The sequence below is a fragment of the uncultured Sulfitobacter sp. genome, assembly GCF_947497275.1.
In the GTDB taxonomy this organism is placed as follows: Bacteria; Pseudomonadota; Alphaproteobacteria; order Rhodobacterales; family Rhodobacteraceae; genus Sulfitobacter.
The window spans coordinates 518,844-543,258 of record NZ_CANMFS010000002.1; the positions used below are offsets into that span (position 1 = coordinate 518,844).

Sequence of the window (24,415 nt, forward strand, 5' to 3'; positions counted from 1 at the left end):
ACGAAGACTATCGCGCATAGGCGTTTGCCCATGAGACATCAGTCGATCCCGTTCGCGCGTTGCAATTCCCGAATGTAGGCCGTGATCAGTGTCACATCACCGCGTGTCAGCCCCTCGACCTCCGGCATATTGCCAAACGGCCAGTGATGCGCCCGTACGCCGAGGGCGACGGCCCGCTGAAAACTCTCGTCCGCGTGGTGGCTTGGCTCATAGATGGTGTGAACAAGCGGCGGTGCGACCCCCTCCTGCCCTGCCGCATTGATACCGTGGCACGCGGCACAATTCGCCTCATACGCCCGCTGCCCGATCTGCGCGTTTTGCGTCAGGGTGTCGGGAAGCGTGACGTGCGCGATGTCGGAAACGTCCGATGGTTCACCCGAATTGCCGGTAACAGGATCGTCCCCGAGCGGCAGAAAGGTCGCCCCGACGCCCAGCGCGATGATGATCGCCCCCGTAATCGCAATGGTTTTCAACACTCTGTTCGCCTCAATTTGCTGTTTCGAGGCACTGTTAGGTGTTCCAGCGGGTGGAAGGTCAAGCCTCAAATCACTCCATTCGACACAACCGAGAACGCGCTGAACCACCGCTTACGGCATGACGGAAAAAACGTGATCGACGCTGTCGTGCATTTGCGACGTGGCGCGGGCATATACGAAAATGCGATTGAATCCTGCCGCGATCAACAGAACGAACCGGTAACTGAGACGTTGCCAAGGTCACCCGGGGGGGGCACGCCCGATCATGGTGTGGTTTTGACGCGTATTATACGCGGCGGCGGCTACTTCGCGGCGTTCGGGTGTTCAGGATGGGAGAGTTGATCTCATCGTGACGTGTGGCGCGAAAGTCCGCTAGGCTCGTCTGTCCGGGACGGACCACCGCACCGCACCAGCGGTTCATGCTGCTCCACCCCAGCCGAAATCGGATGCCGATCCTATATCGGCAATCCGGTGAGCCGTGCGATCAGTTCCAGCGAATTGCGGGCGCTGAATTTCTCCAGCAACCGCGCACGATGCACATCCACCGTTCGCGGTGATATACCAAGCCCGCGCGCGATCTCCTTGCTGGTAAGCCCTTCTGCCATCATCTTGGCCACCTGCCGTTCGCGCACCGTCATTTCTGCGGTCGGGCGGTGCGCTGAAATGTCCGAGAAGCTCCAGACAGACCGGGCAAAGGGATTTTCGCGATCGAGCGACTGTCCGCGCACACGGCACCAGAGATGCGTTTCATCGCGGCGGCGCATAATCCGTTCGTCCTCGTAGCGGCCCGTGTCCTGCATCTTGGCCAGCCCGAGGTTTCCGATGCGCCGAAATTCCTCCGTGGTCGGATACAGCACTGAAAAAGAACACCCTTCCAGATCGTTCACACGATAGCCGAACATCTCGGCCAACCGGTCATTACACCGACGGATCGTGCGGTTTTCGGCATAGATCAGCCCCAGGGGCGCATGATCGAATGCGAGAGTTTCAAATTCATTTTTCATGCGCGTATAGGTAATTTCACGGATCACGCCGTCGCGGCTCGCGCGATAGTCTCCCAATGAACCAAAGGAGACAAGCATGGATGCGAAAATTGTTGGCTGGAACCACACCCCCTTCGGCGCTTTGGAGCAAGATGTCGAGGATCTGATCAAAAGTGCCGCCGCACAGGCGATCGAGATGGCTGGCGTCGATCCCGCCGAGATCGACGGTATCTGGCTTGGACATTTCAACAGCGGGATGGTCCCCGATGCCTTTGCGTCCTCGTTGGTCCTTGGCATGGATGACAGCCTGCGCTTTACGCCCGCGACACGGGTTGAAAACGCCTGTGCTTCGGGGTCCGCGGCCGTTTATGCCGCGCGCGACGCCATTCGGGCCGGGTCGGCGCGCACCGTTCTGGTGATCGGCGCGGAAAAGATGACCGCGCTCGATACGAAAGGTGTCACAAAGGCGCTCGCGGGGGCATCTTATCAGGCTGAAGAGGCGGGAGTGAGTTTTCCGCAGATTTTCGGGCGGATCGCGAGCGGGTATTTTCAGGCCTATGGCGATCATTCCGAAACGCTTGCGAGGATCGCGGTCAAGAACCACGCCAATGCGATGTCCAACCCGCTTGCCCAGATGCGCCGCGAGGTCAGCTTCGGATTTTGCAACACCCCGAGCGAGAAGAACCCGATGATCGCGCCGCCGCTGCGGCTGACCGACTGTTCGCTGATATCGGACGGGGCCGCGGCCCTGGTCATGGTCTGCGAGGATCGCGGTGGGTTCGAATATGCCGCAGGTTTTCGTGCCGCGCGGCAGGTCAACGACGTGATGCCTTTGTCGCGCCGCGACATGACGCGCCTTGAGGGTGCCGCCCGCGCCTTTGCGCTGGCCTATGACGAAGCCGGCATCACCGTCGATGATCTGGATCTCGCCGAGGTGCACGACTGTTTCACGATTGCGGAGTTGATGATCTACGAGGCCATGGGCCTGGCCCCCATCGGTGAGGGTGCCCGTGCAATGGGCGATGGCACGGTGCTGGCGGACGGTCGCCTGCCGGTGAACCTGTCCGGCGGGCTGAAGGCAAAGGGACACCCGGTCGGGGCGACGGGGGTTTCCATGCATGTCATGGCAGCGCAACAGGTTACCGGACAGGCAGGCCCGCTACAAAAGGCGGGGGCTGAGCTGGCAGCAGTGTTCAACATGGGTGGATCTGGCGTTGCCAACTACTGCTCCATTCTGGAGGCCCGGCCATGAACCCCGCCGAGTGGCTGCACCGCACCGCGCTGCGTGACAGTGCGCGCCCTGCCCTTCTTTCAGCGGACCAGCCCGTCATGGACTACGTCGGTTTTCGCGACGCGGCGGCGCGGCTTGGTACAGGGCTGGTGGCGCAGGGCGTCGAACAGGGGGACCGGGTGGCCATCTTCATGGGCAACCGGATCGAATATCTGATCGCGCTGTACGGCGTCTGGTTCTGTGGCGCGGTGGCAGTGCCGATTAATGCAAAGCTGCACCCCAAAGAGGCCGACTGGATTATCGAAAATGCCGGCGCTGACCTCACGCTGAGCGACGACAAGCTGGGGCCCGACCTGTCGGGACAATGGATTTCGGTGGACGGAGCGGCGTGGGACAATCTTTTGTCATTCGATCCAATGTCGCGTCCTGTGGTGCTGGACCCCGACGACATGGCGTGGTTGTTCTACACTTCGGGCACAACGGGGAAACCCAAGGGTGTCATGATGACCTGCGGCAACATCGCGGCCATGGCCTATTCCTATCTCGCCGACGTCGACGACGTGCTGCCCGACGATGCCATCCTCTATGCCGCACCGATGTCGCACGGGGCGGGTATCTACAATTTCATGCATGTCATGCGCGGCGCGCGTCATGTGGTGCCGCAAAGCGGCGGTTTCGATCCCGGCGAAATACTGGCGCATGGAAAATCGGTTGGCAGCATATCCATGTTTGCGGCTCCGACGATGGTGCGCCGACTGGTGGATCATGCGCGCGCCACGGGCCAGACCGGCGAGGGCCTGCGCACGATCACCTATGCGGGCGGCCCGATGTACGAGGCCGATATCCTGGATGCGGTCGACACAATGGGTGCGCGCTTTGTGCAGGTGTATGGCCAGGGTGAATGTCCGATGGGCATCACCGTGCTGCCCCGCCAAGACGTCACCGACCGCGACCACCCGCGTTGGCGCGCGCGGCTCAATTCGGTCGGAACCGCGCAAAGTACCGTTCTGGTGCGCATATTCGATGAAACCGGTGCCGAATGTCCCGCAGGCGAAACCGGAGAGATCGCCGTAAGGGGCGCGACCGTAATGAAAGGGTATTGGCAAAATCCCGAAGCGACGGAGCAGACGATCCGAAACGGTTGGCTCTGGACCGGTGATATGGGCGCGATGGATGAAGACGGCTATGTCACGATGCGGGACCGCTCGAAAGACATGATCATATCGGGCGGTTCGAACATCTATCCGCGCGAGGTGGAAGAGGTCTTGCTGTCCCACTCCGACGTGTCCGAGGTCGCGGTGGTGGGCCGGCCCCACCCAGAATGGGGAGAGGAAGTCATCGCCTTCGTGGTCGGCGGCGCCGACCCGCAGGACCTTGACGCGCACTGCCTCGAGCGGATTGCAAGGTTCAAACGGCCGAAAAACTATGTCTTCGTGCCGGATCTGCCCAAGAACAACTATGGCAAGGTGCTCAAGACTGAGCTGCGCGCCCGGTTGACAGAGGAGAAGATCACATGACTTGTCCGACAGGAGAGACTGCGATCATGTCCGGTTCGTGCAGGGCATCGGGGTGGTCCTTTTCGGGGATTTCGCAAATGCGTGCGGGTAACGCGCCCGAGGTGTGGGCTTTCGACGCCGACATGTGCGATTTCGGGGCGTTGACAGTAAAGATGCCAGATTGGAATGGGACGGATCGCCGTTGCAACATTGCAGCCATCCGCACATCAGTATCGGCTGCCAAACGGGTGGTCCTGCGGTCAATTTCATCTGACCCGACTGGACCGAAGCACCAATACGGCGGAAGGGTTATCAAGCGGAAGACTGATGCAGATCTCGCACGCCGGCGCGCGCTGCGCTACGTTTTGTGCATGTGCGAACAAAGTGCAACAAGACACCTTGTTACCGGGCTGCAAAAGCAGACCATCTGCGCCGTTGCATCGCGCATGGAGTCCGCTGCGAGGCTACGTCCATTTACGGTGGCGATCAAAGGGGCGGTTGAGCGATGACCGGGTTTTGGCAACACGCGCTCGATAGGTTGCTGCGCAGTCTGGTCCAATTCGGATCGCTGCGCGTCATCATGCCGACAGGAGATATCCACACCTACGGAGAGACGTCCGACACCCCGGTCACGGTGCGGCTTCTTGATCCCGCATTACTCAGAAAGCTGGTGGTGAACCCCGAACTTGTTCTGGGCGAAAGCTACATGGACGAAACGCTCGTCATCGAAGATGATGACGTGCAAGGTCTGCTCGCGATCATCGTGCGCAATGTCCGGCACGCGGATGCGCATCCGGTCTGGTGGCAGAAACTCACGGAAAGGGCGCGCGCGGCCTTGCGCGGGCTTGCGCAGAAGAATCCGCTGCCCAGGGCACGCCGGAACGCCGCGCATCACTACGATCTTTCGGCAGCGTTGTTCGATACGTTTCTGGATGCCGACCGGCAGTATTCATGCGCATATTTCCGCAGCCCGGACGTGACGCTCGACCAGGCGCAGAGGGACAAAAAGGCGCATATCGCACGCAAGTTGATGATCGAGCCCGGCATGACGGTCCTCGATATCGGGTGTGGCTGGGGCGGCATGGCGCTGACGCTCGCGCGGGATCACGGTGCGCGGGTGGTCGGCATCACACTGTCCGAGGAGCAGCACACGTTCGCCACCGAAAGGGCCCGCCGCGAAGGCCTGTCCGACCGGGTCGAGTTTCGGCTGTGCGATTACCGTCAGGTCGAAGGCACATTCGACCGGATCGTGTCTGTCGGGATGTTCGAACACGTCGGTCTGCGTCATTACAACGATTTCTTTGCCGGGATCCGAAACCTGCTGTCACCGGACGGTATCGCATTGATACACACGATCGGCTGGGCCGGCCCGCCCAAGGCTACCAACCCCTGGCTGAAGAAATACATTTTCCCCGGCGGCTATATTCCCGCTCTCTCCGAGATGATGACCGCGGTCGAGCGCAACCATCTGTGGCCCACGGACATGGAATGTCTGCGACTGCACTATGCATACACCTTGCGCCACTGGTTTGATCGGTTCCGCGCCCACGAGGCAGAAGTCCGCGCGCTTTATGACGCACGTTTCACGAGGATGTGGCGTTTCTATCTTGCTGCGTCCGAGCAGACATTCCGCCATGCGCCACAGGCCGTTTTCCAGATCCAGTTGTCCCGACGCGTCGATGCCGTACCGCTGACCCGCGACTATCTGTACGATACCGGACCGACGGAGCATTTTCCGCGTGCGCGGGACGCTCGCGACCTTCAGTGATCCGGCCCCTCTTTGCGGTCTCACATCGGCTTATCAAACGACCAAAATGTCGGACCGCACGTGTCGACGGATCGCATGCGAAGGGTCGAATACCAGTACATGACAGGGGGAGATCGGGTGTCGCTACAAAAGCGTCGGCGCCGTGCAGCAGACATCCGCAACCCATGCGGCTCTGCAAACCTCCGGGCTGGGCGGCGACGGGCCGCACCATCGGGATCAAGAGAAAGTCCATCAATCGGGCAAGGTGACATAGCAGTGCAGACAGGCCCAACGTAATTGCGCCCCCCTGCGACAAGGGACTTGTCTAGGGGCGCAGATGCTTCTGAAATCACTGCTGGGTTATGAAAAGGATCATGGATCGCACCGGTTATCGCGGCGTTGATCTATGTCAATTTCCCCGACCGGCCTGCCGCAAGCACCGTGCGCTGCGCGGACGCGCGAGTGATGCCTGCAGGCCGCCGGTTCTGCGCAAGACTATTGCGCGGCAGCGTCGTCTGCGGTTTTCAAGCGAAAAAACAGCGCGGTATTGCCCGGCAGATCGAATGATATCGACCTCGATTGCCCGCTCCACGCCATATCCTGCGCCTCACACGAGACAGGCCCGTGTCCCGATCCACCGAAGGCCTGCGCATTGCTGTTCAGCGCCACCTCCCACCGACCTGTGTTCGGAACACCGATCCGGTATCCTTCGCGCGGTGCGGGGGTCATGTTGCACACGACGATCACCGGATCTTTGCCGTTCTCACCCTGACGCACCCAAGCGTAGACGGACATATCCGACTGGTCTACCTCTAGCCAGTAGAACCCGGACGGGCTGCTATCGGTGGCGAAAAGCGCGGGGGTTTCGCTGTAGAACGTATTGAGCGCCCTGACCCAGTCTTGCATACCGCGGTGCCAGTCGTGATCCAGCAGGTGCCAGTCGAGTGACCGCTCGTGGCTCCATTCAGCGCCCTGCGCAAACTCCTGCCCCATGAACAGAAGCTTCTTGCCGGGGTGCCCCCACATGAAACCATAGTAGCTGCGCAGCCCGGCGAATTTATCGAACCCCTCGCCCGGCATCTTCGACAGCATAGATCCTTTGCCATGCACCACTTCGTCGTGGCTGATCGGTAGGATGAAGTTCTCCGAAAAGGCGTAAGTCAGTCCAAAGGTCATCTGGTGGTGGTGATGGGCGCGGTGGACCGGGTCGCGGCCCATGTAATCCAGCGTGTCATTCATCCAACCCATGTTCCATTTGAAGCCGAAGCCAAGGCCGCCCTGATCCACGGGTTTGCTGACGCCCGGAAAGGAGGTGCTTTCCTCGGCGGCCATCAGCACACCGGCATCCGCACCATAGACAAGCGCATTGGTGCGCTGCAAAAACGCGATCGCCTCGAGGTTCTCACGTCCGCCGTGTTCGTTCGGTATCCATTCGCCGTCCTTGCGCGAATAGTCGCGGTAAAGCATGGAAGCCACGGCATCGACGCGTAAACCATCAAGGTGGAATTCCTTGATCCAGTAGAGCGCGTTGGCGCACAGGAAATTCTGCACCTCGCGGCGTCCGTAATTGTAGATCAGTGTGTTCCAGTCCTGGTGAAATCCTTCGCGCGGGTCGGCGTGCTCATAAAGCGCGGTGCCGTCGAATTTGGCCAACCCGTGCGCGTCCGTCGGAAAGTGCCCCGGCACCCAATCGAGTAGAACGCCAAGTCCGGCCCGGTGCGCGGCATTCACGAATGTCCTGAATTCGTCGGGCGTGCCAAACCGGATGGTCGGCGCGAAAAGCCCGATGGGCTGGTATCCCCAGGAACCGTCGAACGGAAATTCCGAGATCGGCATCAGCTCGATATGGGTAAAGCCCATGTCGCGGACATAATCGACCAGCTCGGACGCGAATTCCAGATAGCTCAGCGGGCGATTGCCGTCCTCGACCTTGCGCCGCCAAGACCCCAGATGCACTTCGTAGATCGACACCGGTTGGTCATGGCGGTTGCGGTCGGCGCGGGAGGTCATCCAGTCGCCATCGCTCCATTCAAACCCATTGAGGTCACGCACCACCGAGGCCGTCTCAGGCGGATGCTCCGCACCGAAGCCGACAGGATCCGCCTTCAGCGGCAGAATGGCCCCCGCCGCATCTCGGATCTCGTATTTATAGACGGTGCCCTCGCCCAGATCGGGAATGAAGATCTCCCAAATTCCGGTCGAGCCACGGGCGCGCATCACATGCCTGCGTCCGTCCCATTGGTTGAATGCGCCCACGACAGAAACACGGGACGCCGCCGGTGCCCAGACCGCGAAATGGACGCCCTCGGACCCCTCGTGCATCATCGAATGCGCGCCCATCCGGTGCCAAAGCTGAAGGTGCGCGCCTTCGGCGATCAGATATTCATCCATCTCGCCCAGAACCGGGCCAAAGCGGTAGGCATCGCCCTGCTCCCATTCTGTGTCCCCGCTGCGGGCGCGCAGACGGTAGCTGCCCGTTGCCACGCCCTTGCGCACGAAGCCCGAAAAAAGCCCGCGCCCGTCCAGACGTTCGAGTGTTGCTTCGACCTTGCCCGTCTTGCCGTCCAGCACGTCGACGCATTGCGCACCGGGGACCAGCGCCGTCACGCTCCACCGACGACCGTTCTTGTGCGGGCCGAGGACCGAAAACGGATCGGACATCACACCGCTGAGCAGTGCCTCCGCCGTGGCGGTATCGAACAGCGGTTTATAGACTGTGCTTGTCACCTGTCATCCTCCAACAGCGATGAGACGCCCCAAATGTCATCGGCATAGCCCTGAATGGTGCGGTCCGATGAAAACCAGCCGGAATGCGCGGTGTTCAGTACCGCCATGCGCGCCCAGGCGTCACGGTCGGCAAAGCCTGCATCGACTTTGCGCTGCGCGTCCCAGTAGGCGGCGAAATCTGCCGCGACCATGAAGTAGTCGTCGCGCATGAGCTTTTCGAGAACCGGCCAGTGGCGCGTCGGTTCGCCGGGCGAGTAGAACCCGTCCCGGATCTGGTCGATGACCTCGCTCAGGATCGGGCTTTGGTCGATGTATTCCTGCGTGACATAACCGTCACGTGCGGCCTGTACCTCTTCGGTCGTCATGCCGAAGATATAGATGTTCTCGTCTCCTACATGATCGCGGATCTCGACGTTTGCACCGTCCAGCGTGCCGATGGTCACGGCCCCGTTAAGTGCGAACTTCATATTGCCGGTGCCGGAGGCTTCCTTGCCGGCTGTCGAGATCTGTTCCGACAGATCTGCTGCCGGGATCAGGATTTCCGCCATCGAGACGTTGTAGTTGGGCGGATAGATCACCTTGAGCTTGTCACCGATGATCGGATCCTCGTTCACCGATTTCGCGATGTCGTTGATCAGCCGGATGATGTTCTTGGCGTCGATGTAGGCCGGTGCGGCCTTGCCGCCGAAGATCTTGACGCGTGGTGTCCAACCGGCCTCGGGATCGCGGCGGATGGTGTTGGCGAGAGCCGCCGTTTCCAGCGCGTTCATCAGCTGGCGCTTGTATTCGTGAATGCGCTTGATCTGAATGTCGAACATGGCGTCGGGCGAAATCGCCACCCCCATGTTGTCCGCGACCCAATCGACCAGACGCTGTTTGTTGGCCTGCTTTACCGTCATGAACCGCCGGCGGAATGCCGCGTCGTCCGCAAGCGGTGTCAGCTGTTCCAACTGCTCGAGATCGCTCACCCAACCGGTGCCGATGGTGTCGTTGAGCAGATTGCGCAAGCCGGGGTTGCAGCCATGTACCCAGCGGCGCGGGGTCACGCCATTGGTCTGGTTGAGGATACGGTCGGGATAGACGGCATGCAGATCGCTGAAGACGGTTTGCTTCATCAGATCGGTGTGCAGTGCCGACACGCCGTTGACCTTGCGCGCGCAGGTGAAAGCAAGCGTGCCCATGTTCACATCGCCATCTGACACGATACGCGGGCTGACGTCCGCCTTCGACGCCTTGACGTCGCGGGCGAGCCGGTCGTCGATCCGGTCGATCAGCTGCATGTGACGCGGCAGGATCGCCCCCATCAGCGGCACGTTCCACGTCTCCAATGCTTCGGGCAAGAGCGTGTGGTTGGTGTAATGCAAACAGCCCTGCGCGATGTCAAAAGCCGCGTCGAAGTCTATCCCGTGCGTGTCCACCAATTGCCGGATCAGCTCGGGCCCCGCGATGGCGGGATGGGTATCGTTCATCTGAATCGCGACCTTGGAAGGCAACGCGCGCAGATCACCGTTATGCGCCAGGAAACGACGCATCAGATCCTGCAGGGAAGCGGAGGTAAAAAAGAACTCCTGCTTGAGCCGCAGCTCCTTGCCGATCTCGGTGCTGTCGTCGGGATACAGCACGCGCGAGATCGTTTCCGCCAACACTTCAGGCGCAGCAGCCTGCATGAATTCGCCACGGTTGAACGGATCAAGATCAAATATCTTCTTGGGCTTGGCCGACCACAGGCGCAGTGTGTTGGTCCAGCTGGCGCGCCAGCCCGGAACCGGCGTGTCGTAGGCCTGTGCCATAACAACGTCGTCGGGTGTCCAGACGGCGCGACTGCCAATCTCGGACACGTCGCCGCCGAACCCGATGTCGTAGTTGCATTCGGAGCGCTCGAATTCCCAGTTGTGTTGGTGCCGCAACCAATCCTCGGCCATCTCGATCTGGCGGCCATCCTCGAAAGACTGGCGAAACAGGCCGTGCGCATAGCGAATACCGTAGCCGTAAGCGGGAATACCGAGGCACGACAGGCTGTCCAGAAAGCACGCGGCAAGCCGTCCCAAACCGCCATTGCCGAGGGCTGCATCCGGCTCATCGCCGACCACCGCGGCAAAGTTCACCCCATACCCCGCGAGCGCCTCTTTCGCCTCATCCTCAAGGCCGAGGTTGTTCACGGCGTCTTCGAGGATTCGGCCCAGAAGGAATTCCATCGACAGGTAATAGACCCGCTTGCGATCCTTGGCGTAGGTCTGGTGCGTCGCGTTGAACCACGGCGTGATCAGCCTGTCGCGCACCGCACGCGACAGCGCCAGCCGCCAATCGGTGAGGGATGCGCTGTCGGGTGTCTTGCCGACGCTGTGGGCAAGGTGGAAATCGATCGCGCTTGCCAGCGCGCCTGTATCTTTGAGATCTCTCATGGTGTTTCCCGTCTGAAATGGGTTCTCGTTGGGCCCTGCAGGGGACATCAGGTGATGACGTCCGCGCTGCTTCGACCGGTGTGTTTGGTAATGTCCGCAACCGTCTCGGCAGCCGCGATCACCGGGGCCAGCGCCGTTTGCAGATCCTGCGCGTGATCCCCGCTGCGGCCCACGAAGCGTTCCAGATAGACCCGCAACGTGGCGCCCTGCGTGCCGGTGCCGGACAGGCGCATCACGACGCGCGAACCATCGCCAAAGGCGATGCGCACGCCCTGCGCTTCCGTAAGGCTGTCATCTACCGGATCGCGGTAGGCGAAGTCATCGGCTGTCGTGATCTGCATCCCCGCGACAGTCGTGCCAGGCAGATCCGGCAAGCGGTTGCGCAGCGTCGTCATCAGCTTTTCGGCGTCCTGCGTCGGAATTTCCTCGTAGTCGTGGCGCGAATAATAGTTGCGGCCAAAGCTGCGCCAATGATCCGCGCGCAGCTGCACGATGTCGCGCCCATCGCGCGCCAGAATGTTGAGCCACAACAACGCCGCCCACAGACCGTCTTTCTCGCGGATGTGATCCGATCCGGTGCCGGCACTTTCCTCGCCGCACAAGGTGACTTTGCCCGCATCCAGCAGATTGCCGAAGAACTTCCAGCCCGTCGGTGTCTCGAAGCAGGGTATACCCAACCGCTCGGCCACCAAGTCGACCGCGCGACTGGTTGGCATGGAACGCGCCACGCCTGTCAGCTTGCCCGAATAGGCCGGTGCGAGATGGGCATAGGCCGTCAGCAGCGCAAGGCTGTCGGAGGGGGAGACGAACGCCCCCTTGCCCATGATCATGTTCCGGTCTCCGTCACCATCGGACGCAGCACCGAAATCCGGCGCCCGCGCACCTTCCATGATCACGACCAGTTCACTGGCCCAGACCGGATTGGGGTCGGGATGGCCGCCGCCGAAATCCGGCAAGGGAACGGCATTGATCACAGACCCTTTCGCCGCCCCCAATGTTTCTTCAAGAATGCGTGTGGCATAGGGCCCCGTGACCGCGTGCATGGCATCGAAACAGATGCGGAAACCGCGCTCGAAAAGACTGCCGATGGCGTCGAAATCGAACAGCTCCTGCATCAGCGCCTCGTAGTCCGTCACCGGGTCGATCACGTCGATGCGGCACGCACCCAGCACGCTGGTCCCGATCCGGCCGATGTCTGCGGCCTCTTCCTCGGTAATCCTGTATTCGGTGATCTCGCGTGTGCGCGCAAAGATCGCATCGGTGATCTTTTCCGGCGCCGGACCGCCGTTCGGGGCGTTGAACTTGATTCCGAAATCACCATTTTCGCCACCGGGGTTGTGGCTGGCGGACAGGATGATGCCGCCGTCGGTCTTGTATTTACGGATCAGGTTGGAGGCGGCAGGCGTCGACAGGATGCCGCCCTGCCCGACGATCAGACGCGCCGCCCCGTTCGCGGCGGCCATGCGGATGATCACGCCGATGGCTTCGGCGTTGAAGAACCGCCCGTCGCCGCCGACGACATAGGTTTTGCCCGCAGCACCGCCCGTGCCGTCAAAGATGCACTGCACGAAGTTTTCCAGATAGCTTGGCTCGCGGAAAACGGCCGTCTTCTTGCGCAAGCCCGACGTGCCCGGCTTCTGCCCTTCAATGGGCGACGTTTGAACAGTCCGAGAGGTCATCTTCCTTCTCCATTTGCTTCAGGTTTGATCGGCCTTGCGCGCGCATGTCGCGCGCGAGCCGTGCGAAGGCGCGCGATGTGGCGACGTCTTCGACGGTAAAGGGTGCTTTGAGTTGCCAGTTCGGATAGGTATCGACCGTGCCCGGCAGGTTTTGCTGTGACGTCCGTTCGGCAATGTCGTCAAGCTGGATCGCGACCATGGCTGACTGCGCGCCGGCGAGGCGGCGGTGAATGTCCGGCACGGGATCGGCAGTCGCAAGTGTCTCGCGCGCGCGCTGGCGGTCCGCGCGGGTCTGCGCGAACGTCGCATCGTCGATGCTGCCAAGCCTGTGCCGGACGCGCGCGTCCTCGGCTGCGAAAAATCCGGCGACGGTGGGGGTGTCGTGGGTGGCGAAGGTGCAGATCGCCAGCCGCCGGGTGTCGGACGCATCGACGAAACCGCCCGCCGGGGTGCGCATGTATTGCAAAACGTCCAGCCCGTAGATCCCATTGGCGGCAAGCTCGTCGCGCAATCCTTCGGGCACGAGGCCGAGATCCTCGCCCACCACGATGGCGTTGTTGCGCACGCTTTCAATCGCGACCACCGCCAGCAGCGCATCGAAAGGATAGGAGACATAGGCACCCTCAGAGCAGCCGTCCGGGATCCAGAAACTGCGCATCAGGCCCAGAACATGATCAATCCGGATCATGCCCGCGTGCCGCATACTTGCGCCCAGCAGGCGGGCAAAGCCGGCATATCCTTCCGTGCGGCCTTTGATCGGTGATTGCGGTGCCAGACCCCAGCTTTGCCCTTCAGGGCCAAGCGGATCGGGCGGTGCGCCAAGGGTGGCCCTCGTGACGAGCGAGGTATCTTTCGCCCAGGTCTCGGCGCCGCCGAGCCGGGGGCCGACGGCAAGATCGAGATATAGACCCACGCGCATCCCGGCATCGCGGGCTTTGGCTTGGGCCTTCGAAAGTTGCTGTTCGGCCTGCCATTGGGCCCATTTGCTGCGGGCAATCGCGTCGGCGTTGCCCGTCTCGAACGCTGCAAGCGCGTCTGCGTCCTGATCGCGGTAGCGGGGAGGCCAGTCGCGCCAGTCAGGGCCATAAATCTCAGCGAGCGCTTCGAACAGTGCAAACTGGTGCAGCGGGCTGCCGGCCCGTTCGACGAAGGCGCCGAAGGCGTGATTTTTCGCCGTCCCGCCAAGGCGATTGGCGAACGCGGCAAACTGCGCCGCTAACGCGTGCTTATTGTCCTGCAAGGCTGTCGGATAGTCCACAAGCGCCGCGCCATTTCCGGAATGCGCGGAACGATCGGCGCAATGCCATGTGTTCAGAAACGCCCGATGGCTGGGAGAATATGGGCTGATCAGACCGTCAGGCCGCGTCGGTCCCATCGCATGAACCGGATTTATGCCCAGAAAATCCGCACCATGCTCCGCCATCTGCGCGGCATAGTCGCCCAGCAGATCGTAACTTCCGATCGGTGCGGCATCTCCGTTCGTCAGACCGTACAGCGCCGCCAGCACGCCCCAGATGCGCGGCTGTGCCATGTGGTCTTCGAGGCGCACGGCCCGGGCGGGCCGGGCCAGGACCCATGTGGTGAAGGTGCGTGTGCCGACAAGCAGCCGCAGACGGTGGATGCCCAGCGGCAAAGCGGGAAGAGACAGCAGTCCCTCCGCCTGCCCGCTCGCCAGAACCTCGGCGCTGCCTTCGGCTTCCAGCGACCATGCCGCCTTGTGCGCGAGCGGTATCGCGCTGGCCTGACCGGCACTGACGATCACCTCCGGCGGCAGCGGAAGACGCATTTCTTCGGCCCTCATATGGCGCAGCATTGCCTGCGCATCCGCCTCGGACGCGACGTCCAGATCCAGCGCGTTCAGGACTGCGATGCGCGTCTCGTAGGAAACGAACACGTCCTGGCCTTCAAATCCACGGTACTGTTCCTGCACGCCTACGTGTGTGCACAGCTGAGAAATCCAGTCTGTCATGGCGTCTCCTCCGTGCCGACGAACAGAACGACGGATTCGCCCGAAACTCTCTGCCTGTAGCGGCTTGAGACCAATTCGGAGGACGCTTGCGGTGCGGCGGTGTCCAGCGCGCGCTCCCAGCGCAGGTCTGTCCCCGGATCGGGGAGCAGGACACGCCGGTCCGCTTCTCCGCCGTTCACCACGATCAGGGCCGTATCCGTGGCGGACAGCGGCGTTTGCGCGACGCCGCGCAGATGCAGACAAAACCGGTCGAGTGAAGGATCACGCCAGTTCAGGGCGCATCCGTCCAGATTTGACCACACAACATCCGGCAACCCGTCCTCGCGCAGACTTGCGTGCAGGAACTGTCCCTGCCGCAAGACAGGATGCGCGCGGCGCAGACCGATCAGCCGCCGCGCAAAAGACAGGAAATCGGCGTCGGCCCCGGCCCAGTCGATCCAGCTTGTCTCGTTGTCCTGACAATAGGTGTTGTTGTTGCCCCTTTGCGAACGGCCCAGTTCGTCGCCTGCCAATATCATCGGCGTGCCCTGTGACAGAAATACCGTGGCCAGCAGGTTGCGCGCGCGCTGTGCGCGGCGCGACAGGATCTCTGGATCGCGCGTATCGCCTTCGACACCGCAGTTGTCGGACAGGTTGTTGCCGTGGCCATCGGCATTGCTTTCGCCATTGGCTTCGTTGTGTTTCTCGCGGTAGCGCGTCACATCGGCAAGCGTGAAGCCGTCATGCGCGGCAATGAAGTTGACTGAGCTGAACGGTTTGCGCCCCGAATGATCGAAGACGGCGGCGGTGCCGAGCAGGTTGCCGGCCAATTCCTGCGCCGCATGGGGCTCTGCGCGCCAGAACTTGCGCGTGGTGTCGCGAAAGCGGTCGTTCCACTCGGCCCAATCGCCGGGAAAGCCGCCCAGCTGATAGCCGCCCGGACCGATATCCCACGGCTCCGCTATCAGCTTGCACCGGCTGAGCACCGGATCCTGCCGGATCGCGTCGAAGAAGCCGCCGCGCAGATCAAACCCATGCGCCTCGCGCCCCAGCGTGGTGGCCAGATCGAAACGGAAGCCGTCTATCCCCATGACTGTGGCCCAATAGCGCAGGGAATCCAGCACCATGCGCAGCACGAAAGGATGGTTCACCGCCACGGTATTGCCGCACCCGGTGTCGTTTACGTAATAGCGCGCGTTGCCGGCCTGCAGGTTATAGTAGGCGGCATTGTCCAGACCCCGAAAACAAAGTGTCGGTCCACGCTGGTCACCTTCGGCGGTATGGTTGTAGACGACATCGAGGATAACTTCGATGCCCGCCGCATGCAGCCGGTCGACCGCCTGCCGAAACCCGTCCGCGCCGTTTGGCCCGAAATAGCGCGGCTCCAGCGCGAAAAAGCCAAGGCTGTTGTACCCCCAGTAATTCGTCAGACCCCGCTCGGTCAGGAATCCGTCGTCTAAAAACGCATGCACCGGAAGCAGCTCCAGCGTTGTCACGCCGAGGTCCGTCAGGTGCGCGATAACGGCGTCGCAGCCAAGTGCTTCGTAGGTGCCGCGCAAGTGTTCGGGCACATCGGGCAGCAGTTGGGTCAGGCCCTTGACATGGGCCTCGTAGATCACCGTTTCGGACCAGTCCCTGCGCGGGGCGGGGGTGCCGCTCCATGATGCTTCCGGTTCGGGCACAATGGATTTGGGAACGAATGGCGCGCTGTCGGTCTGGCTGGGCGCAGCGTCGCGCTCGGACACCGCAGGATCATAGCCCAGCGTTTCCTTCGCATTTCTCCATTCGCCGTGAAACGCGCGGGCGTAAGGGTCAGCCAGCAGCTTCATCGGGTTGAACCGATGGCCCCGGTGCGGCTCGTAGGGACCATGCGCCCGATACCCGTAGAGCGTACCGGGCTTCAGCCCCGGCACACATCCATGCCATACTGCACCCGTCCGGTCCGGCAGGGCAATCCGCGCCGTCTCGCGCAGGCCGTCTGCGCTGAACAGGCACAGATCGATGCGTGTCGCATTCTCGGAGAAGACGGCGAAATTTACACCGTCTCCGTCATAGACCGCTCCGAGGCGGGTATGATCGCCTGGAACAATGCTCACAATTGGCGCGGTTTCCTGCATCTTCGGTCAAGTCCTCGCCAATGTGCGATAAATCCGTGCCATACGCGCGGCCGATGAATCCCAGCCCACGGGATGTTTCATCGCGTTACGCTGGACTTTTTGCCACGCCTGCCGGTCGGCATAAAGTGCCATGGCCCGGTCAAGCGCGTCGCCCAGTCTCAGCGCCGTGGTGGGTGCAAACTGAAATCCCGTCGCACAGCCTGCAGCGAGAGCGGCCTCGTTCGCGTCGATCACCGTGTCAGCCAGCCCGCCTGTCACCGACACAATCGGCAGCGTCCCGTAGCGCATCGCGCAAAGCTGGGTCAGGCCGCAGGGTTCGAACCGCGACGGGACCAGCGTTGCATCGGCCCCCGCCTGCATCAGATGCGCGAGGTCTTCGTTGAACCCGATCTCTACGCCGACGCGGCCTGGATACCGTCCGGCAAGCTCCCTAAACCCGTGCTCTAGCTCCGGCGCGCCGGATCCCAGCAGGACAAACCGCGCGCCCTTGTCGAGAATGGCAGGCAATGCCTGCAGTGCCAGATCCAGACCCTTTTGTTCCGACAGGCGGCTGATGACGGAAAAGAGCGGCGGAGACGTATCCGCACCCAGTCCGAAATGCTCCTGAAGAGCGTGTTTGTTCGCAACCTTTCTGGCCAGGGTACGGCTGGTATAGGTCTGCACCAGCGCCGGGTCCGAGGCGGGATCCCACGCTGTCGTGTCGATGCCATTGAGTATGCCCGACAGATCGGCCTTGCGCGCGACCAGAACTCCTTCGAGTCCCATGCCGAACTCCGGCGTCATCAGCTCGCGCGCGTAGGTCGGGCTGACGGTCGTGATCTGGTCGGCCTGCATCAGCCCGCCCTTGAGAAAGCTGATCTGGCCGAAGTATTCGAAACCGTCTTGCGTGAACCCCGCAGGATCGAGGCCAAGGACCCCCATGGTCGTTGCGGGAAAATTTCCCTGAAACGCGATGTTGTGAATGGTCAGGACACAGGGCGGTGCGGCCTCGTCGGCCTGCCCCAGATAGACCGGTGTGAGCCCGGCCTGCCAATCGTGCGCGTGGACCACATCGGGTTGCCATCCCGCGACGCCCTTGCGTCCGATATCGGCCCCAAGCCGGCTCAGCAGACCAAAGCGCAAATGGTTGTCGGCCCAGTCCACGCCGGCTTCGTTCAGATAGATTTGCCCCGGCCGGTCATAGAGGTGCGGCGCGTCGATCAAAAGCAGGTCAATGCCGGCCGCTCGCTTTGCCAGAACGCGCACCGGTCCGCCGAATTGCGATCCCGCATCGAGAACAACCGCTGCGTCCCGCCCCAGATGCGCGATCTGCCGGTAGAGCGGCAAAACCACGCGACATTCAACGCCCAACCCGCCCAGCACGGGTCCGAGTGCGCCGACCACATCGGCCAGACCGCCCGTCTTGACGAAAGGTGCACATTCCGAGGCGACGAAGAGCAGTTTAAGAGTCATTTGGCCAACTTGTCGATCATGCCTTGGGTGATCAGACATATCCCGTTTTCCGAGCGCCGAAAGCGGTCGGCGTCGTCCTTTTCGTTTTCACCCACTACAAGCCCCTCGGGGATTTCGACGGAGCGGTCAATGATGACATTCCGCAACCGCGCCCCGCGACCGATCTGGACGTTCGGCAGAGCAACGACGCCGTTCAGCTCCGCATAGGAGTTGACCCGTGCGCCGCTGTGCAGCAGGCATCTGTTCAACTGCGCCCCGGAAATGATGCAGCCCCCCGCGATCATGGAGGACACCGCCATCCCGCGGCGATCCTCTTCATCGTGTACGAATTTCGCAGGTGCGGTCAGTTCGGAATAGGTCCAGATCGGCCAGCTTTGATCATAGAGATCCAGTTCGGGCTCGAAATCGGTCAGGTCGATGTTTGCCTGCCAGAAGGCATCAAGCGTTCCCACGTCACGCCAGTACGCCTTTTGCTCGTGCGAATTTGTGACGCACGACCGGCTGAAGGGATGCGCAAACGCATTGCCCTGCGCGACCAGCGCCGGAATGATGTCTTTGCCGAAATCATGCTCGGACGTCTCCGACGCGGCGTCTTCGCGCAGGATACTGATCAGGAAATCGGTCCGGAAAACGTAGATGCCCATACTCGCCAGGGACTGGCTTTCGTCGCCCGGCATTGCTGCAGGGTCTTCAGGCTTTTCCGCGAACTCCAGGATGCGGTCCTGCTCATCGACGGCCATCACACCAAAGGCACTTGCCTCGTCACGGGGGACCTCGATACAGCCGATAGTGACGTCCGCACCGGTTTCAACGTGTTGCTTGAGCAGCAGCGAATAATCCTGCTTGTAGATGTGATCGCCCGCCAGAATGAGGATATATTTCGGCGCGTAGCCTTCGATTATGTCGATGTTCTGGGTGACGGCGTCGGCCGTACCGAGATACCAGTTTCGCTCGTTCACTCGTTGGGAGGCAGGCAGGATGTCCAGCGACTCGTTGCGCTCTGCCCGGAAAAAACTCCAGCCGCGCTGAAGATGACGGATCAAGCTGTGCGCCTTGTACTGTGTCGCCACCCCGATGCGGCGGACACCGGAGTTGACCGCGTTCGACAGCGCAAAATCGATGATCCGGGTCTTGCCACCGAAATACACCGCAGGCTTTGCCCTGATGTCAGTCAGCTCCTTGAGGCGACTGCCCCTCCCCCCCGCCAGGACAAAAGCCATTGTCTCGCGTGCAAGTTTATGTGTCGAAACGGTCATTGGTCATTCCCCCGCGGTAGCAGTGTCCCAGCGTCGAATCGCGATCCGGGCCCCTCAAATCTGACCCCCCTAGTGCCAAATCTCCCGGCATCGGTCAATAATTAAATCACTCTTATTTATTTATTGACATGGCACCGCTTTCTGGGTCAGTTTCCCCACAGGTCGCAATATGGATTCCGAAAGAGTGATGGAACAGGTTCTGAAATTCGAAGGAGAACGGCACGGTCCTGACACCGCGCACCGGGGGTCGAACCAAAGCGGCATGCGCGGTTACAACGAGCGGCTGGTCCTGAGCCTGATCCGCAGGTCCGGTGCCATGGCCAAGGCCGAGATCGCCCGTAGCACAAGCCTTTCCGCGCAAACTGTCTCTGTCATCATGCGCGCGCTGGAAAAGGACGGGCTGCTGGTCCGCGGAGAACCTGTGCGCGGAAGGATCGGACAGCCGTCAATCCCGATGGATCTTGCCAGGGACGGTGCTTTTTTCTTCGGGCTGAAGGTAGGTCGGCGCAGTCTCGATCTGGTGCTGACCGATTTTCTGGGTGAAGTGCAGCATCGTGTGCGCACCAATCACCCCTATCCGACGCCTGACGCGACCCTGCAATTCGTGCGGGACGCGATCGAACAGATGCTTGCCAAACTGCCAGCCGAGCACATATCCCGGGTGGCTGGACTGGGCATCGCGTTGCCCTTTCAGCTTTGGGATTGGGCCGAAACGCTGGGGCACAGTGCCGAGGAGATGCGCGGGTGGAAAGACCGCGACATCGCCGCCGAAATCGGGGCTGAGCAGGACTTTCCGGTCTTTGTCTGCAACGATGCATCGACAGCGTGCGGGGCCGAGCTTGTCTTTGGCGACCAGGACAAACCACGCGACTTCCTGTATTTCTTCGTCGGTTTTTTCATTGGGGGCGGTCTGGTCCTCGACAACACGCTTCACACCGGGCGCACCGGCAATGCCGCCGCCCTGGGATCCATGATCGTGCCGACCGCAGATGGCCGCCTGCACCAGCTGGTCGATGGCGCCTCGCTTGCCAATCTGGAACGGGACGTGATCGCGAACGGCGACAGGAACGCGATGATCTGGGACACACCTGTAAAATGGAACATCCCCGATGCACCGCTGAATGCCTGGCTGGACAACGCATCGTTCGGGATCGCGCAGGCAATCCTGTCTACCGTCTGTCTCATCGACGTGGCGCATGTGCTGATCGACGGCTGGATGCCCGCGCAGATGCGGGCAGAGCTTGCCCGGCGGGTTCGGACACATGTGGCTGACATACCTATCGCGGGCGTCCGGAAACCGGAAATTCTCGAAGGGTCGATCGGGCCGGACGCGCGGGTGCTCGGCGCGGCCAGCCTGCCATTGTCCGAACGCTTTCTCGTGGAGAAGAATATGTATCAGAAAGGCCCAGCCAAATGATCCTGTGTTGCGGAGAAGCGCTCATCGACATGATACCGACGCCAACCACGGCCGGTCGCGACGGGTTCGTGCCGCATGCGGGCGGCGCGGTGTTCAACACCTCTATCGCGCTGGGTCGGCTGGGCGTACAGACCGGAATGCTGACGGGTCTGTCGACCGATATGTTCGGGCAGCAACTGTCCGACGCCCTAAGGGCAAGCCACGTCGACACCTCGCATGTGATCCCCTCGGATCGTCCTACAACGCTGGCGTTCGTGCATCTTCAGGACGGTCACGCCACCTACTCGTTCTTTGACGAGAATTCGGCGGGCCGGATGCTGGCCATCGAAGATCTGCCCGCCCTATCGAGCGAAGTTTCGTCGCTATATTTCGGCGGTATCAGCCTTGCGTGCGAACCGGGTGCCAATACCTACGCCACCCTTCTCAGGCGCGAAGGGGCAGACCGCGCAGTGATGTTGGATCCCAACATTCGTCCGCAGTTCATTCAGGACATCGACAAATACCGCCACCGTCTGGACCGGATGATGGCGATGGCCGACATCGTGAAGGTATCGGACGAAGATCTGAACTGGATAGTGCCCGCCCCACTTTCGTTGAAGGAAAAGGTCGAGACCGTTCTCGATGCAGGGCCGAGCGTCGTGATCCTGACCCGTGGCAGCGAAGGCGCGACCGGGTTTCTTGCGGACGGATCCGAGGTAACGGTGGTCGCGTCGCGGGTCGAAATCGCCGATACGGTCGGTGCAGGCGACACTTTCAATGCGGGCGTTCTTGCCAAGCTCTACGAACTGGGCGCACTGCAGAAAACCAAACTGAGGTCCCTTGCCGTCGATGCCTTGGAACAGGCCCTTGTCCACGGCGCGCGTGTCGCCGCAGTGACCGTGTCGCGCGCTGGTGCCAACCCGCCATGGGCAGATGAGCTGTGACAGTTCCTGACTGAACATTTTTTTGAAACCGATGTTAGCGCTACCTAAACCGCTGCTACGGAAACCAACCAGAAATGGAGTGACAAACGATGACAACGAAAATCGCAATCAATGGATTTGGCCGTATCGGTCGCTGCGTCTTGCGCGCTCTCATCGATCAGAAGGACACTGATATCGAGCTTGTCGCGATCAATGATCTGGCCCCCGCCGAAACCATCGCGCATCTGCTGAAATACGATTCCGTGCATGGCCGCCTGAACGAAACAGTCGAGATTGACGGTGGCACGCTGATTGTCGGCAACCAGCGGATCCAATTGACGGCACTGCGCGACCCCGTGGATCTGCCCTGGCGGGATGTCGACGTGGCCTACGAATGTACGGGCTTGTTCACAGCCCGCGATCAGGCCAAGCGCCATCTCAGCAACGGGTCCAAGCGTGTGCTGATCTCGGCCCCCGGCAAGGACGCGGACCGGACGGTCGTTTACGGCGTGAATGACGCGGATCTCGGCACCGACGACATTATCGTTTCCAATGCATCGTGCACGACCAACTGTCTTGCCCCCGTTGCGATGGTTCTGGACCGCGCGTTCGGTATCAAGACGGGCTACATGACGACGATCCACGCCTTTACCGGCGACCAGCCGAGCCACGACACCAATCACAAGGACCTCTATCGCGCCCGTGCCGCTTCGGTGTCGATGGTGCCGACTTCGACCGGTGCCGCGAAAGCGATTTCGCTCGTGCTGCCACAGCTTGCCGGAAAGCTCGAAGGGTCCGCAGTGCGTGTGCCCACGCCCAACGTTTCCATGATTGATCTTTGCTTCATGCCCGAACGCCCTGTCACAGCCGATGACGTCAACACAGCCATCGCCGAAGCCGCACGGGGCGACCTTGCGGGCATTCTGTCGTTCGAAACCGATCCGCTGGTATCAATCGACTTCAACCACGACACCCACTCATCGTGCTTTGCCGCAGCGCAAACAAAAGTCACCGACGGCGGAATGGTCCGGGTGGTAAGCTGGTATGACAACGAATGGGGGTTCTCCAACCGGATGATCGACACCGGCCGGCGCATGGGGGCATTGCTCGCGGCTCCCGCCCGACTTAATCTCGCAAGCTGAAACGCGACTTTGCGGTAAGAGTAGTGGACATCATTGCGTCCGACGCTTCTGCCGGTTAGGCCGCGGATCCACACGGTCCGATCTGACGGACAGGACCCATGACCAGGCGGCGTTGCGCGCAGCATCAGATCTGCGCGCCTGCCGCCTTTTTCTTTTACCGCCGCCGACCAATTCCGCGTACCGACGAAGTCGGACGCGGTGCTCCGTGCGTGGTGCAATCGCAACCTTTCTTCTGCACAATTTCTTCGCATTGCGTTCAAATCGAAAGCACCCTGCGGTGCCGGACGAGATCCTCTCTTGACGTTTTCCAGACTTACCTCCTATCTTATAAAAATTATCGCGCGTTACCTTATGGAAAATCAGGTGTAAAAATGGGTCAGCTGAAAATTCGCAACATGGAAGAATTCGCGTCGATAAGCGGTATTTCCCGCCCGACGGTCTCAAAGTATTTCAACGATCCGGCAAGCGTGCGCTCTTCTACCCGCGCGAAAATCGAGGCGGCGTTGGAGAAGCACGACTACCAACCCAACGTCTTTGCGATGAACCAGAACAGGCGGACGACGAAAAACATCGGGGTCGTTGTGCCAAACCTCGCGGATCCGTTTTTCTCTGAAATCGGGCGACGGGTCGAACTGGCCTGTATCGAAGCGGGATACAGTCCCATTCTGCTCAGCTCTCACGGCCGGGCGGAGATGGAACGCGACAACCTGAACTCACTCAGATCGCTCAAGCCTGCCGGCGTTTTGCTGGCACCCTTCGGGCGGATGTCCGATTGTGAAGCGATACGCGCGTTCGACAGCGATTTCCCCCTCGTTCTGTTCGACGCCAACATCAAGAACGTGGGCCAAGCGTTTGTTGGAACAGACAATTTCCAAAGCGTCGATCTCATGGTCGAATATCTGTGCCGCAGCGGGGAAGCGCCCTGTTTCTTCGAAATGAAATCCCCGCCGAACCCGAACGCCAACAAGCGGCGCGAAGCCTATATCGAAAGCATGGAGCGGCACGGACACGTGCCGATGATCTTTCAGGGAGAGGGCGAAGGCTGGAAGTTCGAGGAAATCGGCAACACCGAGGGCGGCCGCCTGCTCGCCGCGAATGCGTTCACGACCCGCACGATCCTGTGCAGCAACGACCGCCTTGCGATCGGGATGCTGTCGGCGGCTTACGGTCTTGGTTTGCGCGTCGGGCATGGCGTGGATTGCGATCTGCGCATTGCAGGCCATGACGATCACCCGTTCTCGCGGTTCACCTGTCCGCCGCTAACGACAATCGCGCAAGATTACGAGGCAATCGCGAATCGGGCGGTAAACGATCTTTTCGGCATGCTCGAGACGAAAGCACCTGCCACAGTCCGGACAGAAACGACATTTGAAGGCCGTCTCGTTATGCGGGAATCTGCGTAAATAGTTGGAATCGCTCAGGTGCATAAATTTCTTTACG

Annotated in this window: 17 protein-coding genes; 7 read left to right on the plus strand and 10 right to left on the minus strand. The window is 61.2% G+C overall.

The genetic code is table 11. From position 1 onward, the window contains the following. Positions 1-38 precede the first annotated feature (38 nt). Positions 39-476 carry a cytochrome c gene (locus Q1A06_RS06445; RefSeq protein ID WP_299560291.1) on the minus strand — a complete coding sequence of 146 codons (438 nt, stop codon included), beginning with the start codon at positions 474-476 and terminating at the stop codon, positions 39-41. A gap of 455 nt (positions 477-931) precedes the next feature. Then, on the minus strand, positions 932-1,558 hold the full coding sequence (locus Q1A06_RS06450) for a LuxR C-terminal-related transcriptional regulator (RefSeq protein WP_299560294.1): 627 nt from the start codon (positions 1,556-1,558) through the stop codon (positions 932-934). Here Q1A06_RS06450 and Q1A06_RS06455 point away from each other — a divergent pair. Both Q1A06_RS06455 and Q1A06_RS06460 read left to right on the plus strand, forming a co-directional pair. Beyond that, complete coding sequence (locus Q1A06_RS06455; RefSeq protein ID WP_299560297.1) at positions 1,557-2,711, plus strand: acetyl-CoA acetyltransferase; 1,155 nt, start codon at positions 1,557-1,559, stop codon at positions 2,709-2,711. The two genes, Q1A06_RS06450 and Q1A06_RS06455, sit on opposite strands and share 2 nt — an antisense overlap. Then, positions 2,708-4,207: an AMP-binding protein gene (locus Q1A06_RS06460; protein WP_299560300.1), complete on the plus strand. Its 1,500-nt coding sequence runs from the start codon at positions 2,708-2,710 to the stop codon at positions 4,205-4,207. Before Q1A06_RS06455 ends, Q1A06_RS06460 begins: the two co-directional genes overlap by 4 nt. Here the strand turns inward: Q1A06_RS06460 and Q1A06_RS06465 are convergent. Next, positions 4,200-4,331 carry a hypothetical protein gene (locus Q1A06_RS06465; protein WP_299560303.1) on the minus strand — a complete coding sequence of 44 codons (132 nt, stop codon included), beginning with the start codon at positions 4,329-4,331 and terminating at the stop codon, positions 4,200-4,202. The genes Q1A06_RS06460 and Q1A06_RS06465 overlap by 8 nt on opposite strands. A 360-nt stretch (positions 4,332-4,691) precedes the next feature. On the opposite strand from Q1A06_RS06465, the gene Q1A06_RS06470 reads away from it, so the two are divergent. Next, positions 4,692-5,954, plus strand: coding sequence for a cyclopropane-fatty-acyl-phospholipid synthase family protein (locus Q1A06_RS06470; RefSeq protein WP_299560306.1), 1,263 nt, complete (start codon positions 4,692-4,694; stop codon positions 5,952-5,954). Positions 5,955-6,428: 474 nt separating this feature from the next. Here the strand turns inward: Q1A06_RS06470 and glgB are convergent, their stop codons facing one another. From glgB to glgC, 7 genes are all read right to left on the minus strand, one after another. After that, entirely contained in the window at positions 6,429-8,594 is a 2,166-nt protein-coding gene (glgB, locus tag Q1A06_RS06475) for a 1,4-alpha-glucan branching protein GlgB (protein WP_299560585.1), read from the minus strand. A gap of 62 nt (positions 8,595-8,656) precedes the next feature. Next, the gene (locus tag Q1A06_RS06480) at positions 8,657-11,062 is read right to left on the minus strand and encodes a glycogen/starch/alpha-glucan phosphorylase (protein WP_299560309.1); all 2,406 of its coding nucleotides are present in this window, start codon (positions 11,060-11,062) and stop codon (positions 8,657-8,659) included. Positions 11,063-11,109: 47 nt separating this feature from the next. Next, positions 11,110-12,741, minus strand: a complete 1,632-nt coding sequence (locus Q1A06_RS06485) for an alpha-D-glucose phosphate-specific phosphoglucomutase (RefSeq protein WP_299560312.1) — start codon at positions 12,739-12,741, stop codon at positions 11,110-11,112. After that, the gene (gene malQ, locus Q1A06_RS06490) at positions 12,707-14,710 is read right to left on the minus strand and encodes a 4-alpha-glucanotransferase (RefSeq protein WP_299560315.1); all 2,004 of its coding nucleotides are present in this window, start codon (positions 14,708-14,710) and stop codon (positions 12,707-12,709) included. Before malQ ends, Q1A06_RS06485 begins: the two co-directional genes overlap by 35 nt. Next, positions 14,707-16,785, minus strand: coding sequence for a glycogen debranching protein GlgX (gene glgX, locus Q1A06_RS06495; RefSeq protein WP_299560318.1), 2,079 nt, complete (start codon positions 16,783-16,785; stop codon positions 14,707-14,709). Before glgX ends, malQ begins: the two co-directional genes overlap by 4 nt. Before the next feature lie 27 nt (positions 16,786-16,812). Beyond that, a complete protein-coding gene (gene glgA, locus Q1A06_RS06500; protein ID WP_299560321.1) occupies positions 16,813-18,258 on the minus strand; it encodes a glycogen synthase GlgA in 1,446 nt (481 codons plus the stop codon). Then, positions 18,255-19,514: a glucose-1-phosphate adenylyltransferase gene (glgC, locus tag Q1A06_RS06505; RefSeq protein ID WP_299560324.1), complete on the minus strand. Its 1,260-nt coding sequence runs from the start codon at positions 19,512-19,514 to the stop codon at positions 18,255-18,257. Before glgC ends, glgA begins: the two co-directional genes overlap by 4 nt. Before the next feature lie 262 nt (positions 19,515-19,776). Between glgC and Q1A06_RS06510 the strand changes: the two genes are divergently transcribed. The 4 genes from Q1A06_RS06510 (at position 19,777) to Q1A06_RS06525 (ending at position 24,378) form a co-directional block, all read left to right on the plus strand. After that, entirely contained in the window at positions 19,777-20,931 is a 1,155-nt protein-coding gene (locus Q1A06_RS06510; RefSeq protein ID WP_299560588.1) for an ROK family transcriptional regulator, read from the plus strand. Further along, on the plus strand, positions 20,928-21,854 hold the full coding sequence (locus tag Q1A06_RS06515) for a carbohydrate kinase (RefSeq protein ID WP_299560327.1): 927 nt from the start codon (positions 20,928-20,930) through the stop codon (positions 21,852-21,854). The genes Q1A06_RS06510 and Q1A06_RS06515 overlap by 4 nt, the downstream gene beginning before the upstream one ends. An 89-nt stretch (positions 21,855-21,943) precedes the next feature. Further along, positions 21,944-22,975 (plus strand): type I glyceraldehyde-3-phosphate dehydrogenase, encoded by a 1,032-nt coding sequence (gene gap, locus Q1A06_RS06520; protein WP_299560330.1) that lies wholly within the window; start codon positions 21,944-21,946, stop codon positions 22,973-22,975. Between the two features lie 371 nt (positions 22,976-23,346). After that, positions 23,347-24,378, plus strand: coding sequence for a LacI family DNA-binding transcriptional regulator (locus tag Q1A06_RS06525; protein ID WP_299560333.1), 1,032 nt, complete (start codon positions 23,347-23,349; stop codon positions 24,376-24,378). The last annotated feature ends 37 nt before the right edge of the window (positions 24,379-24,415 follow it).

Coding starts and splice junctions, on each gene's coding strand:
- Q1A06_RS06455 (WP_299560297.1), top strand. CDS start 1,557: ATGGATGCGAAAATTGTTGGCTGGAACCACACCCCCTTCGGCGCTTTG.
- Q1A06_RS06450 (WP_299560294.1), bottom strand. CDS start 1,558: ATGCTTGTCTCCTTTGGTTCATTGGGAGACTATCGCGCGAGCCGCGAC.
- Q1A06_RS06460 (WP_299560300.1), top strand. CDS start 2,708: ATGAACCCCGCCGAGTGGCTGCACCGCACCGCGCTGCGTGACAGTGCG.
- Q1A06_RS06465 (WP_299560303.1), bottom strand. CDS start 4,331: ATGTCGGCGTCGAAAGCCCACACCTCGGGCGCGTTACCCGCACGCATT.
- Q1A06_RS06470 (WP_299560306.1), top strand. CDS start 4,692: ATGACCGGGTTTTGGCAACACGCGCTCGATAGGTTGCTGCGCAGTCTG.
- glgB (WP_299560585.1), bottom strand. CDS start 8,594: ATGTCCGATCCGTTTTCGGTCCTCGGCCCGCACAAGAACGGTCGTCGG.
- Q1A06_RS06480 (WP_299560309.1), bottom strand. CDS start 11,062: ATGAGAGATCTCAAAGATACAGGCGCGCTGGCAAGCGCGATCGATTTC.
- Q1A06_RS06485 (WP_299560312.1), bottom strand. CDS start 12,741: ATGACCTCTCGGACTGTTCAAACGTCGCCCATTGAAGGGCAGAAGCCG.
- malQ (WP_299560315.1), bottom strand. CDS start 14,710: ATGACAGACTGGATTTCTCAGCTGTGCACACACGTAGGCGTGCAGGAA.
- glgA (WP_299560321.1), bottom strand. CDS start 18,258: ATGACTCTTAAACTGCTCTTCGTCGCCTCGGAATGTGCACCTTTCGTC.
- glgC (WP_299560324.1), bottom strand. CDS start 19,514: ATGACCGTTTCGACACATAAACTTGCACGCGAGACAATGGCTTTTGTC.
- Q1A06_RS06510 (WP_299560588.1), top strand. CDS start 19,777: ATGCGCGGTTACAACGAGCGGCTGGTCCTGAGCCTGATCCGCAGGTCC.
- Q1A06_RS06515 (WP_299560327.1), top strand. CDS start 20,928: ATGATCCTGTGTTGCGGAGAAGCGCTCATCGACATGATACCGACGCCA.
- gap (WP_299560330.1), top strand. CDS start 21,944: ATGACAACGAAAATCGCAATCAATGGATTTGGCCGTATCGGTCGCTGC.
- Q1A06_RS06525 (WP_299560333.1), top strand. CDS start 23,347: ATGGGTCAGCTGAAAATTCGCAACATGGAAGAATTCGCGTCGATAAGC.